This window comes from Nostoc sp. (assembly GCF_036917935.1).
In the GTDB taxonomy this organism is placed as follows: domain Bacteria; phylum Cyanobacteriota; class Cyanobacteriia; order Cyanobacteriales; family Nostocaceae; genus Nostoc.
In genome coordinates, this window is the sequence record NZ_JBALEL010000051.1 from 303,209 (window position 1) to 318,376 (window position 15,168).

Below are 15,168 nucleotides of genomic sequence, written 5' to 3' on the forward strand. Positions count from 1 at the left end.
TTTTACCGTCTGATAACTCAACCTAGCCAGAAATGGAATATTAATGTAAATACTACAGGAATTTAAAAAGATACACCCAGAGAATAATAATGAGCTTCCCTGAGCGATGGTGCCGCAGCTACGCCAGTCGTAGACATCGCCTACTCAAACCACTGCACGAGATAATAACAATACTTCGTTTGATTGTTAGCGATCGCTAATGTCTTTTGATAACCTCTGCAAACTACTGTCCGAAAAACATCCCGAACGTTTTGCTAGTTGGGTTTTGGGTACAGAGCAAACTTCCGTCAAAGTTCTCAAAACCGAATTGAGTATTGAACCGATTCGCGCTGATTACGTTACCTTCTTACAGCTAGAAGGACGCATTCTCCACCTGGAATTTCAAACCAAACTAGAATCTACACCACCATTACCGTTGCGGATGCTAGATTATTGGGTACGCTTGTATCGTTTGTATCGTCTACCCATAACCCAAGTTGTCGTATTATTACTTCCTCCTGCACCAGGAACCGTAATTGAAACTGTCTTTTCAGTCGAAACTACTCGTCATGAATATCGCGTAATTCAAATGTGGTCAGAAAATCCTGAATCATTCCTCAATGACCCAGCTTTATTACCCTTAGCACCATTGGCAGCAACCATGCAACCTCAAGCCTTATTACAACAAGTTGTGGAAAAAGTTAATCAACTTGAGCCAAGGCAACGACCAGAAATTTCCGCCTACACCCAAATCTTAGCGGGGTTAAAATACAATCAGGATTTGATTCGACAATTATTTCGGGAGGGTATGATGCGCGAGTCAGTAATTTATCAAGAAATTCTCGCTGAAGGCGAACAACGGGGAGAAAAACGGGGAGAACAACGTGGGGAACAACGCGGACGAAAAGCGGAAGGGCAATTGCTCATTCTCCGTCAACTCACTCGACGGGTGGGAGAATTACCCCAAGAAGTGCTAGACCGTATTGAAACTCTCTCTTTAGAACAATTAGAAAATCTCGGTGAAGCATTATTGGATTTTCAGGCGATCGCGGATTTAGAAACCTGGTTTGGTACATTAGACGTAGGAGTGAAAATAACGTAGGTACAATTTATGAATTATGCCTACCAAGGATTTCGGGCAACGCATAATTAATTTCACTCCTATGTCTATTAGATGAATTTTTCCATTTAAGCCAATGTCTGATGGCACTAGGGGAAAAAATAGTTTCAGAAGAACGAAAGCGAGTTGAGCTTGTCAGATTGCCGCATTAAAGCTCAATTAACTTGAATCCCCAAGGTTTGAGAGCTGCTAAAGCTACTTCTTCACTTACACCTTCATAAGCTTCCCATTCCAAGGGATGCTCTTTAGGATGTCCGTCGCCGACATTACCTGCAACTTTGATGATCGGACAGTTGGCGATGCGATCGCGCTCTAACCCTTTGGGAATTGCTAGTTGGATTTTGTGCCCAACAAACTTCGCTGTACTATCATCAGCTACAGATTCACGGATTAAACAAATATCACCAGCAGTCCCCCAAGTAGTTTGGTAAATGTGGAGAAACGATATATAACTTGCTGGTTTGATCGATCTTTTTAGAACGTGCATTATCTGTAATCCTTATACTATGAGTCAAAAATCATAAATCATATAAGTATTTTCTATCACGTTCGTAGGGAAGAATGTTCTTAACTCACATTTTGCACCTAGCCCAGGCGATTAGAAACCGCCTGGTGGAGGATGTGAAGCTTAAAAGACGATAATCGCCCACATACTTACTCCCAACCCAATCGCTGCTAGGTGTTGCCAAAGGAGCGATCGCACTGGTTGCTTGGCAATCTTTTGCGTTAATAACATAGTCAGTAACACGGAGAAAATTATCGTTGCACCTTGCAAAAAGGCAATCACAGCTGGGTGAGCAACTAATATTGGCAATTGTTCACCACTCAAACCAAGAGTCGCAAAGGTCACGGGTAAAATTCGCCCGCCTTCACCCAAGCCCAAACGTAGATAGTGAGCTAAGTTTCCCCCCAAAACTAATGGTAGGTAGCTATATGCAAGCTCTACAAATTTTCGCGGCTTACGGTTAAAGTTGAAGACTTGGAGCAAGCCATAAGCCGCGAAGGTAAAAGCCGCTGGGATAATTAACACTAGCAGCGATAATCCCAAGTGCTGCCAAAACTGAGTTAAATCGAATTGTAAGCCCAACCAAGATTGCAATTCTGGCAAGCGATGCAGATATATACCCCCCAATAGCAGAAATAATAATGCTACTTCATAGCTGCGGGGTACATGAGTTGTCCACAGTTCAATACCAGGGGGACGCAAGTTGAATTCAACGGAACGATGGGGACAGGCTTTGAGGCAAGTCATACACAATACGCAATCTCTGTTATCTTCTAACTGGGCTGGGTGGGAGTATAAAGGACATCCATTAGTTTCCAGCCCTTCGCCTTTTTGCGGCCCACCTTTATAACACTGATAAGTGGTGCAACTAGCAGAACATATCCCTTGCTGTGCCCGGAGTTCCGTCATTGAGAGTTTGGCAAACAAACCATTCATCCCGCCGATGGGACACAGATACCGACACCAGAATCGCCGCTCAAAAAGAGCAGAGAAAATCATCGCCCCAGCAGTAATTAACAGCAGCAAACAAGCACTAAGGTAGGCTGTATTTTCTAAATGCCAGAGTTCTTCCCATAAGAAAATTAGGGAGAACAAACCAAACATGAACCATCCGCCCCATTTCTCAGCTTGTTCTCTCGGCCAGCGCTTGAGTTTTCGAGGCCACAGCCATAAAGAGAGCTTTTGGGTAATTTCCCCGTAAATCATGAAGGGACAAACAGAACACCAGATACGTCCCAAAAAGGGAAAGAGAAATAAGAAGAAAGGCCACCACCAAGCCCAAAATAGATTTAAGACGAAATTGCGATCGCGAGTTTGTGGCCCAATAAATAAGACTGCAACAATAATCGCAAAAGCCGTTGCAGTCAAACCATAGTTAATGCGATCGGGCCACCAGGGACTACGTAAAAACCGCCGCAAAGGAGGATAGGCATTTAACAGATTCACCCGAAATCGTTTTTTCTTAGTTTCGGCTGGCCAGAAAATTTCTTCTGTTAATTCATTGGCACCCTCAGCTTGCACGATCGCTCTTTCTACCAGATTTTTCAATTCCTTGAGGTTGCCAGGAAAATCATAAGACTGGAGGCGACGTAGAGCTTCTGGGGTCATGTGCGGTTTAGAAACGCCTCTAGAGCGAGTGTAGAGACTGGTATAATATTCAACTTGTGTTTGAATATCAGCTTTCCGCACCCGTAGCGGTGGTACTTTAATAATGTGACCAACAGAACGTTCAACTGCCGGCTGAGTTTTTTCTGAAACAATCAGAATTCTGGCTTTACTGGGACGAGGTTGGGTGGCTGGCTCTCCAGAACGACTGACCGGGGTATATGTACCAGTTTTGAGCAACTGCGTCACGGGAGGTAATAATTCTTCAGGTAATTCTTGGATGTTGTTGAGAACTAGAGTACCTTCCCCCAACCATTCCAAAAGTCCTGGTTTGCCGCCAGCGCGACCGAATAAATCTGCACCGCTAGTTTGGAGAATACCACAATTTACTTTAATAATTGGTTCTCGCCGTTTGGGAGAACCAAAGTGGATGAGGGCTGCTATATTGTCTTTTTCTAACCCTGGTTCTCCGAAAATATCCACTGATTCGCGGTCAGCAGCTGCTTCGCGAATTTGCTCCCGCAGCCGCACAGCATAGCGACTTGTACCGACAATTCCCCGTTGCGCCTTGGTGACTAAATATGGCCGCAAGGCGAGGAAACGTTCTTGTTCATAGCCAAGTGCAGATGTTACCTGAGCTAATTCTTGAGCTAATTGACGCGAAAAAGCCTGAGCAATTTCGGGGTATTGGGTGGCTAATTCCCGAAATTTAGCAGCAGGTACAACCCACAAGTGACATTCGGTTACTGTAGTAATTGTGAATGCAGTTAATTCATCCAACAGCAATTCTTTGAGTTCAATCACTGCACCGGGAAGGAATCCACAAGCTAAAGCTGGATTGGTTTGATTGGTAGTATTGCTTTCGAGTTGACCTTCTACAAGAATATAAAGGGCTTCTGGAGAATTGCCTTCGCTAACTAAGTCAGTTTCGGCACTCACAACTTGTTTTTCAATTACTTGTGCGATCGCATTTAACACTTCATCTGAGAGAATTCCTAAACTTGTGCGTTCTTGTAGCCATATAACCGTTTCTGGAGATGTCATATTAAGTTCTCCCTCTAGGCTGCTGTATAACAAGAATTATCCCTGAAAGGGTATGTCAAAATATCTGCGTGTGGCGATACATGACAAGTTATATCATGTCCGTTCCATATACCCATGATTCCGTGTTGGCGTATGGCATCGCCACCGCCTCAGTGAAGTTCAGGGCTTATGCAAATAATTTCGTAACTCTTATTACAATGCTTCCTCTGTACCTATGCGGTTTGATTCTTCCGTGACTCGTGCATAAGTCATAAAGCTGTTAGGTGAGAATGTGCCTGTGAGTAGTATTAAATGTCTGCTTCTTGCAACCATCGGACAACCATGCCCGCCAAAACTCCACCTAAAATTGGGAACACGATGAAAATCCAAAGGTCAGTCAATGCCCAACCGCGAGTAAAGATAGCTGTAGCTAGCGATCGCACGGGATTGACGCTGGCATTTGTCACTGGAATCAGGATAAGATGCGCCAAGGTAAGCCCTAAACCTATGGGGATGGGTGCAGACTGCTTGAAAGCGGGAGAAGATGTGACGCTCAAGATCAGCAGCACAAAGCCACAGGTAACAGTCAATTCGGCTAATGCACAAGCCCACCAGCTATAGTTACCAGGTGAGTGAATTCCCACCCCATTAGAACCAAAGTCGGCTGTTGTAAACCCAGGCTTGCCCATGCAAATCAAAAACAGGATAGTAGTCCCCCAAATTGCGCCGAGAATCTGACTTCCTATATATGGCAAAACGTCTCGGAAAGAAAATTGCTTGGCTACCCAAAAACCAATTGTGACTGCGGGGTTGATGTGACATCCGCTGATAGAACCAAAAGTATAAGCAGCAGTCAACAAACTTAAGCCAAAAGCGATCGCCACCCCAGTAACTCCAACCCAAGGTACTGTACCAGAGATAACCGCAGTACCCACGCCCATCAGAACCAACCAAGCTGTACCTAGAGCTTCCGCAAAACATCGTTTGGCTAACGAGTAACGATTCATGAGAAATGCTATAACTGGCTATACGTGATTGATACTTGTACACATTAGCCGAATAAGACTAAGATAAATACTCATTTCTTAATTATTAAGTATAAAACGTAACGATATACTGTTGGTTGCCTGATTTAAAAACTTGATTAAAAATTAAATTTATAACTGCTGTAACTTGTCCCGAATCACGTGTGGCTATTGTACATTAATATCTGAAATATCTGAGAGTTGATCAGGGACAAATTATGGCAATTTATCTAGACTCGGCGATCGCATCGGAAGCTGAAGTTGTTAAGCTTTGGGGATGGGTGAAAGGCATTACAACAAATCCCACGCTGTTGGCTCAAAGCGATACTCCACCAGAAACCACGCTCAAAAAATTGGTTGCCTTGACGAATGGCCCGTTATACTATCAACTTATGGCATCCGATAAAGCTGGGATGCTAGCTGAAGGTAGAAAAGCTTTCGAGATTATTGGTTCACAAACAATTTTGAAGATTCCCGCAACACCGTTAGGTTTTGAAGTGGTGGCGAGTCTATCAACAGAAATTACCTGTTCGGTGACAGCGATTTATAGTGCAGCCCAGGCAGCAGTAGCACGGGAAGCAGGAGCTAAAATTGCCATAGCTTATGTAAATCGAGCTACCCGATTGTTAGGTGACGGTATTGCTTTAGTGCGGGATATGGCTAGCGTACTCAAGGGTAGTGATACGGAAATCTTGGCAGCTAGTATCAAATCTCCTGAAGAAGCAGCCGCCTCATTGCAAGCCGGGGCGGATCATTTGACTTTACCACTGGCAATGTTGCAAGCGATCGCAACTCATGAATTCTCACAAAAAACTGTTGAAGAATTCGCTAAAGGAGGCATCGGTTTAACTAATTCTTAATACTCACCTCCAGCGAGAAGCAAGCTACGTAATTCGTAATTTTTGGATTTTAGTCTCCCACTAAATTGTCAATCGTTTAGGATTGCGATCGCTCTCTTAAGCCACCCTGGTAAACTGTAAGTTATATCCAGGAAAATCGCCCGTTCCATCCCGACACTGTTCAAGCTCTAGTGCTTATGGAGCATAGATTATAGCTTTCCAAACGTGCTATTCTTCTCTAACGACTGTTTAATAGCGTTAACCTAGAATAAATCCATTTTAATATTAGTAATGCCTAATATTCCAGAACACGTAAACACTCTCGTTACGAAATTTATTCCGAGTTATAGATTTCTTCGTTTAGAAGAACTCACAATTGATAAAAAGAATTCCATTCAAACAGAAATTAACGGTAAATCCATTAAAGTTCTCAGTTGGAATATTGCTAAACAAAACTATAATAAAATTTGGCTAAAAGATTTTTCAAAAATAATTGAAGCTGATCAACCAAACCTCATATTCCTACAAGAGTTTTCTCTAAAGTTAGAAGCAGACGAATGGTCGAAATGGCTGAAAATGAATTGGAATTTTGCTCCTAATTTTCTAGATATTCATCATCAAACTTATTCAGGAATCTTTACAGCATCGACAATCAGTCCAATTACCAAAAAAGTTATAACTACTAAACATTATGAGCCGATTGTTAAAACTCCTAAAATTTCTTTAATCACTGAGTATCTGCTATCTGAACAAAGCACAACTCTCCTGACAATCAATACTCATCTGATCAACTTTGTAGATTTAAATAAATTTAAAATCCAACTAAATGAATTAGAGCGAGCCTTATCTATACATCGGGGGCCACTAATATTTTCAGGGGATTTCAATACTTGGAGTCGAAAAAGAGCAGTTATCCTCAATCAAGTAACAACGCAATTAGGATTAACGCCTGTAATTTTCGCACCTGATGAGAAGGAGAAAATTAAACGCTTTCTGTTATCACCTCCTTTAGATCATATCTTTTATCGAGATATCAGTGTCAAGAAAGCTAGTGCTAAAGTGCTAGACCAAATTTGTTCATCCGATCATAAGCCATTGCTGGCAGAATTTACTTATACCAATACTCAATAAAAATTAAGATGCTTGTAGATGCTGGTGTTCTAGCTATTTTTAGCACAGCTACAGTTGTTGTTCATCTCGTGGGAGTTATACATGCAGCCCATGCAGTGATGAATGTGCGTTCTTCCCAAGGGGCAATTGCCTGGAGCATTTCTCTAATTACCTTTCCCTGGCTAGCGATTCCGTTGTATTGGATTTTAGGAAGAACTAAATTTCATGGATATGCTGAAACACTCCGCTCTGTCTATGCACAACACTATAAGCTTTTTCATTCGACTTATAGTGAACTGATTAAATTTCAGGTTGCGCCACCAGATAATCTAGCCCAGTTGCAACCCTTAGCGGAGGCTTTTACAGAAATTGCTTTCACATCAGGCAATGCTGTCGAATTACTAATTAATGGTCAGCAAACCTATGAAGCGATGCTGAAAAAGATTGCATCGGCGAAAAATTATATTTTGTTTCAATTTTATACTGTTAACGATGACCAATCAGGTAATGAGTTTAAAGAAGCGTTGATTGCTAAAGCCAAGCAAGGAATAAGTATCTATTTTCTCTACGATGAAATTGGTTCAAAGAAATTATCTCACCCTTATATCCAGTCTCTACAACAGCATGGAATTGCAGTGAGTGCATTTAACACTACAAAAGGTCAGGGTAATCGGTTCCAATTTAATTTTCGCAATCATCGGAAAATTCTAGTAGTGGATGGAGAAATAGCATTTGTAGGTGGACTAAATATTGGTGATGAATATTTAGGAAAAAATCCTCGCTTGAGTCCTTGGCGCGACACTCATATCATGCTTGAAGGGCCAAGTGTACAAAGCCTACAAAACTCCTTTGTGCGAGATTGGTATTGGGCGACTCGAAAACTTATCGAAGTTAACTGGCAGGTAAAAATTAATCGCGAAACTAATCAAACTGTATTCATACTTCCTACAGGCCCCGCAGATCAGCTACCAGCTTGTAAGCTTTTTTTCGTTGAACTAATTAATCAAGCTCAAACTCATCTCTGGATTGCTAGTCCATACTTTGTGCCGGACGAAGCAACATTGTCAGCCTTAAAACTGGCAGCAATGCGAGGTGTCGATGTGCGAATTCTCTTACCAAATCGACCCGATCATTTATTTGTTTATTTATGTTCCTTCTCTTACTACACCGAAATGGAAAAAATCGGTATCAAATTGTATCGTTACAAAAATGGGTTTATGCACCAGAAAATTATAGTCATTGATGAGAATCTAGCAGGGGTAGGAACTGTTAACTTAGATAATCGCTCTTTTTCCCTAAATTTTGAAGTTATGGGTTTTGTTACCGAGTCTGGCTTTGTCCAAAGTGTGAAAAAGATGTTAGAGGATGATTTAGCGGTTTGTGTTGCTGTCGATCTTAATGAGTACGATAAAAAACCTTTTTGGTTCAAGTTAGCTGTGAGAGTCTCTCGATTGCTGACTCCTTTACTTTAATTACTAATAATTGCCCCAACATCTAATAATATATGGATGAATAGAATAATCCATCAGGCAAAGTTAGGGTAATTTACTCAGTGGTGTCACTAAACCGTCAATGCTGACAAGATTTTTCTGCTGTTGATATTCTCGAACTCCCTCTTCGCCTTTTTTGCTGGCCCAATTTACTAGAGTCTGGCGCTGACCTCGATATTCATAGAGTGGAACGCCAAAACCACACGAAGTCTGGATTTTTTCAATGTCAGCGACGATAATTTGACGAGTTCCAGGTATCGGCAAAAACTGAGAATACAACGAGTCCCACTCTGGAGAACTCGGTAAAATCGTGCTTCCTTGACCGTAAAGACGCAGGATAAACGCGGGTTCTTCAAAGGCACAAAACATGAAGGTTATCCGCCCATTTTCTTGCAAATGGGCTGATGTTTCGTTACCACTACCTGTAAGGTCTAAGTAACCTACACGGTTGGGGGAAAGGATGCGAAAGCAGTCCTGACCTTTAGGAGACAAGTTAACATGACCTGTAGGACTCAAAGGTGCAGAGCCAACAAAGAAAAGGTGTTGTGCAGCAATAAAGTCTTGCAGTTCCTCAGTAATAGAGTCAAATAATTTAGACATAGACTGTCTGATTTATATTTGCAAATTTATCATGTTCTCAGCCTATGTCTTAGCTAAAAATCTCGCAAGGTCTAATTGTCGATGTCTGGCTTATCGCAAGGGAGTGGGGAGTTAGGAGTTAGGAGTGGAGAAAAGTGTTACTGTCTCATATACCGATTAGCCATTTGGATGGCATCAGCGATATCGACATCACCATCGCCATCAGCATCTAAGAAGGAATTTAATACAGGATTTCCGCCAGCTTGGGGATTTTGAGCATTGGCACCTGATTGCAAAAACTTTAGCACCAAAGGTACTGCCAAAGGCAGCAATTGTTGAACTATACCAGCATCCAAACCAGTGCGCTGGGCAGCAACTTCAGCTACTTGCTGTTGTATCTGAGGGGAAAATAGCGAATCGACGGCTTGAGGGTTGGGAGAAGTACCAGCATATTGACTGACTAAATTTTGTGTGGCTTCATTACCATCTGTGGCTTGTTTGTCTTGTAAAGCAGAACGCACTTGACCACCCACAATTGACAAAACTGATTCGATGGTAGAAGGGTCTGCGCCTGTGCTACTGCTTAACTGCTGTACAGTATTGACAATACTTCCTAGTTGACCTATGCTCCCCTGTTGATTGGGATTAGTGACAGCACCAAGAATTTGATCGAAAAGTCCCATAAGTTTGTTTCTCTCTTTGTTCTTAAAAACTTGTCAAAACTGGCTGGAAGTTTTTTGTGTACACGCACTTTTGTAAGTCTACTAAAAGATTAAAACACGTGAGCTTTATAATGAACGAATAAAATTTTAACAGCTACTAGCTCAAGGATGAGAAATCGCTCAACCGATTACAAATAAGTAATTTTACCCTGATGTTTTTCTACCAAAATCTGATATGCGTAGGCGTAGCCCGCCGCAGGCATTGCTAGCCCTAAAACCGTACTAATGCGTCGTGATTTGGTTGTGAAAAATGCTTCAAAGTCTCCACCAAAATAAATATAATCGCCGTCTGTAGAAGAATGTTCATCTATCTTTCAGACAGCGATCGCCAAACGCCTAACCTATTTGCCCGATATTTGCTCTACGCTAATGCCGCTACCTTCTCTAACAATCCCTGAAACAACCTCAAGCCATCACTACCCCCCAGCATTGCGTCTGACGCCCTTTCTGGGTGCGGCATCATTCCCAACACATTGCCCCGACGATCGCAAATCCCGGCGATGTTGTTCAGTGAACCGTTGGGGTTCTCTCCTTCATAGCGAAACACGACTTGTCCGTTATCTTCAATTTCTGCGAGAGTGGCTGCATCAGCGTAGAATCGCCCCTCTCCGTGGGCAATGGGCAAAGTGATCACTTCACCAGTTGTATAAGCTTGCGTCCATAAGAGATTAGTACGCTCGACTTTCAAGGGGACGCGATCGCAAATAAAATGCAAATCTTGATTTCTGGTTAACACCCCTGGCAAAAGTCCAGCTTCAGTTAATACCTGAAACCCATTGCAAATACCGAGGACAAACTTACCCTTTTGGGCGTGTTCCACAACCTGCTGCATCACGGGTGAAAAACGCGCGATCGCACCACAGCGCAGATAATCCCCGTAACTAAAGCCACCAGGTATAATCACGACATCCAAATCAGCAATATCTGTTTCTTGATGCCAAACCATGCGAGTTGGTTGCCCCAGTAAATCTCTGGTTACATAGGCAACATCGCGATCGCAATTAGAACCGGGAAAAACAACAACACCAAATTTCATGATTACTCAATGGGAGTGGGGAGGCAGGAGGCAGGAGGCAGGAGGCAGGGGGAGAACGAATAAGGCTAATGCCCAATCCCTAAAATACCCCAGTTTGAGTTTCGACCTCAATCATATCAAAGCGGTAATTTTCAATTACGGGATTTGATAGCATTTGGTCACAAATTTTATCAAGGTCTTGACGCGCTTTCTTCTCATCAGTTGAGGTGATGGTGAGTTCAATGTACTTGCCAATCCGCACCTGGTCAACGTTATCGTATCCCAGTTGCTTAAGACCGGATTGTACAGCCACACCAGCGGGGTCTAAGACTGAAGGACGAAGGGTCACGAAAATTTTGGCTAGATACTTGGTTTGCACGGTTTTTGCTGAATGCTGCGATCGGTATACTATAACTTTATGCTCTAACTGAGTGAAAATAAGATTACGAAGCGGTTAAAGTTAATTGATCAATTAGCCCATCTAACAGCTTCAACTACAGTGGGATATTTAAATAATTGTCTATGAGAGCCATACGCACCCGCAGTCAAGAGCGTATTTTCAACCTACTGAAAACCATCAAAAAAGGCATTTCCGCCCAAGATATTTACGTGGAACTACGTAACACAAATCAGAGTATGGGTTTAGCAACAGTTTACCGTTCTCTAGAAGCCTTAAAACTAGAAGGCATGGTACAAGTGCGAAATTTGGCTAACGGTGAAGCCCTCTATAGCCTAGCGCAGCAAGACAAACACCACCTAACTTGCTTGCAATGTGGTGTCTCAATTCCGATTAATCAATGCCCCGTCCATGACCTAGAAGACCAGTTAGAAACCAGCCATAAGTTTAAAGTTTTTTACCACACCCTAGAGTTTTTTGGGTTGTGCAGTCAATGCCAGGTAAATCAAGCTACTGAGATTGGTCAATAATCATACCAATTCTATGAGAGGAATAAAGCGTGTTTTACTTCTGTTAGCGCAGCCCATTCTGAATTCCGACTCCTGAATTCTGCTGTAATAAATGCTTTATTCAAACAAAACTCAACCAACTAAATACATCTGCAACTGTTAATTGCCAATTTTCAATAACACTCAAAACGGGTAAAATATCTTGCTGTTCTTTTAATTCTGGTAATTTATTGGGTTCAAAAATCATGATTGACTCATCATCAGAATCGAGCAACCAACCTAACTTTGCTCCATTTTGGATAGAAAAAGTAATTTTGCGGATAACTCGGTTGGGTGATTGATCTGGTGAGAGAATTTCAATTATCCAATCCGGGAGAATTTCAAATTTATTTGTAATTCTGCCTTTTGCATCAAGGGGAATTCTTTGCCATTCAAACACAGCAATATCTGGTACTATTGAACGACCTTGAAATGTACAGCGTAATTCAGGAAAAGCATAAGCAATTTTTTGCGGTTTAGCAATCTCATTAATACCTGTGACTAAACTGCCTTGTAACGTACTGTGTTTTCCTTGTGGCATAGGTTTTTGGGAGATTTGCCCGTTAAAATACTCGCTTGCTGGTTTGGTTTCTGGTAGTTTTAAGAACTCTTCTAAACTTAGTGCTGTGGTTGGCTGAATAGATAATGTCATAATTTACAACTTATCAAAGCTTGATTATTTTATCACTAGAAGAATGGAAAAATTAGTGCCGCAGCTACGCCGATCGTAGACATGGCGCCAGTTTACCGTCAGGTATCGTAGAAGGTTAATAGTCTTGTAGAAGGAAATCTATTTACGCTGAAAATTTACTGCATAAGGGCTTCACCGATATCACTAGCTATAGTGCTACCGTCTGAACCAAAGCGAGTAATGGTGTTGAATAATGAAGGTCAAAAGACAAAGAATTACTGTTGAAGAATTGTTGAGACGTTACGCTGCTGGGGAGAGAAATTTTGTTGGTATTTATCTCATTGAAAGTGACGAAGGATTGAGAGGCTGTAACCTGAGTGGAATTAACTTGAGTGGTTCCGAAATTGCGGTTTACATGGCTGATTTCAACTTGAGTGGGGCTGACCTGAGTGGAGTTTATATGCCCCAAACCCTCTTTGATCGAGCCAATCTCAGTAGTGCCAATCTCAGTGGTGCTATTTTGTGGCAAAGTGGTTTTAGCGATGCCAATCTCAGTGGTGCTAATCTCAGTGGTGCTGATTTGGGGATGACTAGCTTTCACCGTGCTAATCTCAGTAGTGCTAACTTGAGCGGAGCTAGGCTCGACGATACTAGATTCAGGGGAACTGACCTGAGTGGAGCTAACTTCAGCAATACTATTTTTGATAGCGTTGGCTTGTATGGAGCTAACTTGACCGGAGCCAATTTGGACGGTGTTGAATTCAGGAGAGTATCCTTCCAAAACACCATTATGCCAGATGGAACTATTAGAGATGGAAGTATTGGAGATGAGAGTTGCTGATGTAGGACATGAGGCATTGAGCATTGCTTCCCCCTCATCCCCCTCATCTCCCGCACTCTCTATTCCTAACCAGGGCGGTTATTTTCTAATCCTGGGATTTGCTTAGGAAACAACTCGTTGGAGTCAAGCTGACCATTTGAGATCACAGAGCGCATACCCTCAAAAGCAGCAGGAATAGTGCGCGGATCGATAAATAAGACTTTGCTGCTATCGCTTTTACCAATTGTCGCGCCCATATCCAGATAGCCCAAAGCAAACAGAACTTCCACTGCTTTATTGGCATTGGGATTCGTCTGGAGCTTTTGGGCAATAATTTCTGCTGATTCAGCGATCGCTTGGGCTTTCAAAACCTGCTGCTGACGTTCTGCTTGAGCTTTCAGAACAATCGACTTTTGTTCAGCTTCTGCTTGCAGAATTGTCGATTTTTGACGAGCTTCCGCATCCAATATTTGCGCCTCAGCTTTACCTCTAGCGCTATTGACAGCAGCTTCGCGTTCGCCCTCAGAAGTTAAAATTGCTGCTCGTTTGCGTCGTTCTGCCGACATTTGCAATTCCATCGATTCTCGCACTGCCTGAGACGGAATAATATCTCGCAGTTCTACCCGTGTCACTTTCACACCCCAAGGATCGGTAGCAACATCCAAATCCTGTAATAAAAGTTCACTGATGTGAGAACGAGCAGTAAAGGTTTGATCCAACTCTAGTTGTCCCATTTCAGCACGAATTTGAGTCAGCACCATATTTACCATTGCCGACTGGAGATTTTCTACCTTGTACCAGGCTTTTTCCATATCCACGATGCGCCAATAAAATACTGCATCCACCTCAATGCCAACGTTGTCGCGGGTGATGCACTGTTGGGGAGGAATATCTAAGACTTTTTCGCGGATAGTTTCTCGGTAGACAACTCTATCTAAAAAAGGAACGACAAAGTTTAATCCTGGTTCCAGTTTTTTGTTATAACTACCCAATCTTTCCACCAAAGCTTGATTGCCCTGATTGATGACTTTCACCGAACCTGCTACAGCAGAACCGCCAAGGGCTAAAAATACTAGTAAAAAGAACTGTTCCATTGTGAATCTCCTAATTTTTAACAAAGGGAAGGGGAGTGGGGAGATGAGGGAGCAGGGGAAGAAGGACAAGAATAACTATTGGTTATCGATCGCAATACCCAATGCCCTGTTTGCCCAATGCCCCATTCCCAATAACTAAGAATTCAACAGATTTTCTGGTATCACAATCAAAGTAGTACCTTCCCTCCTAACTACATAAACTCTTTGATGGGGTGGTACAGTAAATTTGTCATCGTCACATCGTGCTTGCCAAGAATTTCCTTCATACCGCACCCGCCCTGTTTTCCCAGGGAGAATTTCTGTTAAGGTTTCAGCTATGACTGCATCCCGAATTTTCGATTTGCGTTGTCTTGGTTGCAAAAACCGACGAGAAAGTACGATTAGTGTTGTGGAAAGTAAAAGCCAAACCACAATTTGCAACCATACACTTCCCAAACCCACTCCAGACAGCAGCGCCACCACAAAAGCGCTAATTCCCATCATGAAGGCGACAAACGCCGATGGTAAGAACAGTTCTGTTAAACACAAAACTGCTCCTGCCAGAAGCCAGATTAAGGTAAAACTTGGCATAGCGCCATCCTAGTCTCTACATTGACGTAAATGCATTTCTACGATTAGATACAGCCAGACGTAAGTTCTTTACAGAAAACAAAACTTAGTATTTCT

General features: G+C 42.4%; 16 protein-coding genes. 6 read left to right on the forward strand and 10 right to left on the reverse strand.

From position 1 onward, the window contains the following. Positions 1–199 precede the first annotated feature (199 nt). Entirely contained in the window at positions 200–1,081 is an 882-nt protein-coding gene (locus V7K62_RS21895; protein ID WP_334867751.1) for an Rpn family recombination-promoting nuclease/putative transposase, read from the forward strand. A gap of 166 nt (positions 1,082–1,247) precedes the next feature. Here V7K62_RS21895 and V7K62_RS21900 read toward each other — a convergent pair whose 3' ends face one another. The 3 genes from V7K62_RS21900 to aqpZ all read right to left on the reverse strand — a co-directional run bounded on the left by V7K62_RS21900 (position 1,248) and on the right by aqpZ (position 5,239). Continuing rightward, complete coding sequence (locus V7K62_RS21900) at positions 1,248–1,586, reverse strand: hypothetical protein (RefSeq protein ID WP_334867753.1); 339 nt, start codon at positions 1,584–1,586, stop codon at positions 1,248–1,250. Positions 1,587–1,727: 141 nt separating this feature from the next. Further along, complete coding sequence (locus V7K62_RS21905; protein ID WP_334867755.1) at positions 1,728–4,253, reverse strand: sigma 54-interacting transcriptional regulator; 2,526 nt, start codon at positions 4,251–4,253, stop codon at positions 1,728–1,730. Between the two features lie 287 nt (positions 4,254–4,540). Beyond that, positions 4,541–5,239, reverse strand: coding sequence for an aquaporin Z (gene aqpZ, locus V7K62_RS21910; RefSeq protein WP_334867757.1), 699 nt, complete (start codon positions 5,237–5,239; stop codon positions 4,541–4,543). Between the two features lie 236 nt (positions 5,240–5,475). Between aqpZ and V7K62_RS21915 the strand changes: the two genes are divergently transcribed. The 3 genes from V7K62_RS21915 (at position 5,476) to cls (ending at position 8,678) form a co-directional block, all read left to right on the forward strand. Next, complete coding sequence (locus tag V7K62_RS21915; protein WP_334867759.1) at positions 5,476–6,117, forward strand: transaldolase family protein; 642 nt, start codon at positions 5,476–5,478, stop codon at positions 6,115–6,117. 270 nt (positions 6,118–6,387) lie between these two features. Beyond that, the gene (locus V7K62_RS21920; RefSeq protein WP_334867761.1) at positions 6,388–7,227 is read left to right on the forward strand and encodes an endonuclease/exonuclease/phosphatase family protein; all 840 of its coding nucleotides are present in this window, start codon (positions 6,388–6,390) and stop codon (positions 7,225–7,227) included. Between the two features lie 8 nt (positions 7,228–7,235). Then, complete coding sequence (gene cls / locus V7K62_RS21925) at positions 7,236–8,678, forward strand: cardiolipin synthase (RefSeq protein ID WP_334867763.1); 1,443 nt, start codon at positions 7,236–7,238, stop codon at positions 8,676–8,678. A gap of 63 nt (positions 8,679–8,741) precedes the next feature. Here the strand turns inward: cls and V7K62_RS21930 are convergent, their stop codons facing one another. The 4 genes from V7K62_RS21930 to purS all read right to left on the reverse strand — a co-directional run bounded on the left by V7K62_RS21930 (position 8,742) and on the right by purS (position 11,391). Beyond that, positions 8,742–9,296, reverse strand: coding sequence for a pyridoxamine 5'-phosphate oxidase family protein (locus V7K62_RS21930; RefSeq protein ID WP_334867765.1), 555 nt, complete (start codon positions 9,294–9,296; stop codon positions 8,742–8,744). A gap of 137 nt (positions 9,297–9,433) precedes the next feature. Beyond that, positions 9,434–9,958, reverse strand: a complete 525-nt coding sequence (locus V7K62_RS21935) for a DUF937 domain-containing protein (protein ID WP_334867767.1) — start codon at positions 9,956–9,958, stop codon at positions 9,434–9,436. Between the two features lie 400 nt (positions 9,959–10,358). Next, positions 10,359–11,033 carry a phosphoribosylformylglycinamidine synthase subunit PurQ gene (gene purQ, locus V7K62_RS21940; protein WP_334867769.1) on the reverse strand — a complete coding sequence of 225 codons (675 nt, stop codon included), beginning with the start codon at positions 11,031–11,033 and terminating at the stop codon, positions 10,359–10,361. 79 nt (positions 11,034–11,112) lie between these two features. Continuing rightward, positions 11,113–11,391 (reverse strand): phosphoribosylformylglycinamidine synthase subunit PurS, encoded by a 279-nt coding sequence (gene purS / locus V7K62_RS21945; protein WP_334867771.1) that lies wholly within the window; start codon positions 11,389–11,391, stop codon positions 11,113–11,115. A gap of 143 nt (positions 11,392–11,534) precedes the next feature. Here purS and V7K62_RS21950 point away from each other — a divergent pair, with 143 nt between their 5' ends. Next, entirely contained in the window at positions 11,535–11,939 is a 405-nt protein-coding gene (locus V7K62_RS21950) for a Fur family transcriptional regulator (protein ID WP_334867773.1), read from the forward strand. 100 nt (positions 11,940–12,039) lie between these two features. Here V7K62_RS21950 and V7K62_RS21955 read toward each other — a convergent pair whose 3' ends face one another. Continuing rightward, positions 12,040–12,609, reverse strand: a complete 570-nt coding sequence (locus tag V7K62_RS21955; RefSeq protein WP_334867775.1) for a Uma2 family endonuclease — start codon at positions 12,607–12,609, stop codon at positions 12,040–12,042. A gap of 232 nt (positions 12,610–12,841) precedes the next feature. Here V7K62_RS21955 and V7K62_RS21960 point away from each other — a divergent pair, with 232 nt between their 5' ends. Continuing rightward, positions 12,842–13,429: a pentapeptide repeat-containing protein gene (locus V7K62_RS21960; protein ID WP_334867777.1), complete on the forward strand. Its 588-nt coding sequence runs from the start codon at positions 12,842–12,844 to the stop codon at positions 13,427–13,429. A 65-nt stretch (positions 13,430–13,494) separates the two neighbouring features. Here the strand turns inward: V7K62_RS21960 and V7K62_RS21965 are convergent, their stop codons facing one another. Together V7K62_RS21965 and V7K62_RS21970 are read right to left on the reverse strand one after the other, a co-directional pair. Further along, positions 13,495–14,502, reverse strand: a complete 1,008-nt coding sequence (locus V7K62_RS21965) for an SPFH domain-containing protein (RefSeq protein ID WP_334867779.1) — start codon at positions 14,500–14,502, stop codon at positions 13,495–13,497. Positions 14,503–14,637: 135 nt separating this feature from the next. Then, positions 14,638–15,072, reverse strand: a complete 435-nt coding sequence (locus tag V7K62_RS21970; RefSeq protein WP_334867780.1) for an NfeD family protein — start codon at positions 15,070–15,072, stop codon at positions 14,638–14,640. Between the last annotated feature and the right edge of the window lie 96 nt (positions 15,073–15,168).

What these genes read in the sequence shown, in the direction of transcription:
- V7K62_RS21895 (WP_334867751.1), top strand. Translation starts at nt 200, where the DNA reads ATGTCTTTTGATAACCTCTGCAAACTACTGTCCGAAAAACATCCCGAA.
- V7K62_RS21900 (WP_334867753.1), bottom strand. Translation starts at nt 1,586, where the DNA reads ATGCACGTTCTAAAAAGATCGATCAAACCAGCAAGTTATATATCGTTT.
- V7K62_RS21905 (WP_334867755.1), bottom strand. Translation starts at nt 4,253, where the DNA reads ATGACATCTCCAGAAACGGTTATATGGCTACAAGAACGCACAAGTTTA.
- aqpZ (WP_334867757.1), bottom strand. Translation starts at nt 5,239, where the DNA reads ATGAATCGTTACTCGTTAGCCAAACGATGTTTTGCGGAAGCTCTAGGT.
- V7K62_RS21915 (WP_334867759.1), top strand. Translation starts at nt 5,476, where the DNA reads ATGGCAATTTATCTAGACTCGGCGATCGCATCGGAAGCTGAAGTTGTT.
- V7K62_RS21920 (WP_334867761.1), top strand. Translation starts at nt 6,388, where the DNA reads ATGCCTAATATTCCAGAACACGTAAACACTCTCGTTACGAAATTTATT.
- cls (WP_334867763.1), top strand. Translation starts at nt 7,236, where the DNA reads ATGCTTGTAGATGCTGGTGTTCTAGCTATTTTTAGCACAGCTACAGTT.
- V7K62_RS21930 (WP_334867765.1), bottom strand. Translation starts at nt 9,296, where the DNA reads ATGTCTAAATTATTTGACTCTATTACTGAGGAACTGCAAGACTTTATT.
- V7K62_RS21935 (WP_334867767.1), bottom strand. Translation starts at nt 9,958, where the DNA reads ATGGGACTTTTCGATCAAATTCTTGGTGCTGTCACTAATCCCAATCAA.
- purQ (WP_334867769.1), bottom strand. Translation starts at nt 11,033, where the DNA reads ATGAAATTTGGTGTTGTTGTTTTTCCCGGTTCTAATTGCGATCGCGAT.
- V7K62_RS21950 (WP_334867773.1), top strand. Translation starts at nt 11,535, where the DNA reads ATGAGAGCCATACGCACCCGCAGTCAAGAGCGTATTTTCAACCTACTG.
- V7K62_RS21955 (WP_334867775.1), bottom strand. Translation starts at nt 12,609, where the DNA reads ATGACATTATCTATTCAGCCAACCACAGCACTAAGTTTAGAAGAGTTC.
- V7K62_RS21960 (WP_334867777.1), top strand. Translation starts at nt 12,842, where the DNA reads ATGAAGGTCAAAAGACAAAGAATTACTGTTGAAGAATTGTTGAGACGT.
- V7K62_RS21965 (WP_334867779.1), bottom strand. Translation starts at nt 14,502, where the DNA reads ATGGAACAGTTCTTTTTACTAGTATTTTTAGCCCTTGGCGGTTCTGCT.
- V7K62_RS21970 (WP_334867780.1), bottom strand. Translation starts at nt 15,072, where the DNA reads ATGCCAAGTTTTACCTTAATCTGGCTTCTGGCAGGAGCAGTTTTGTGT.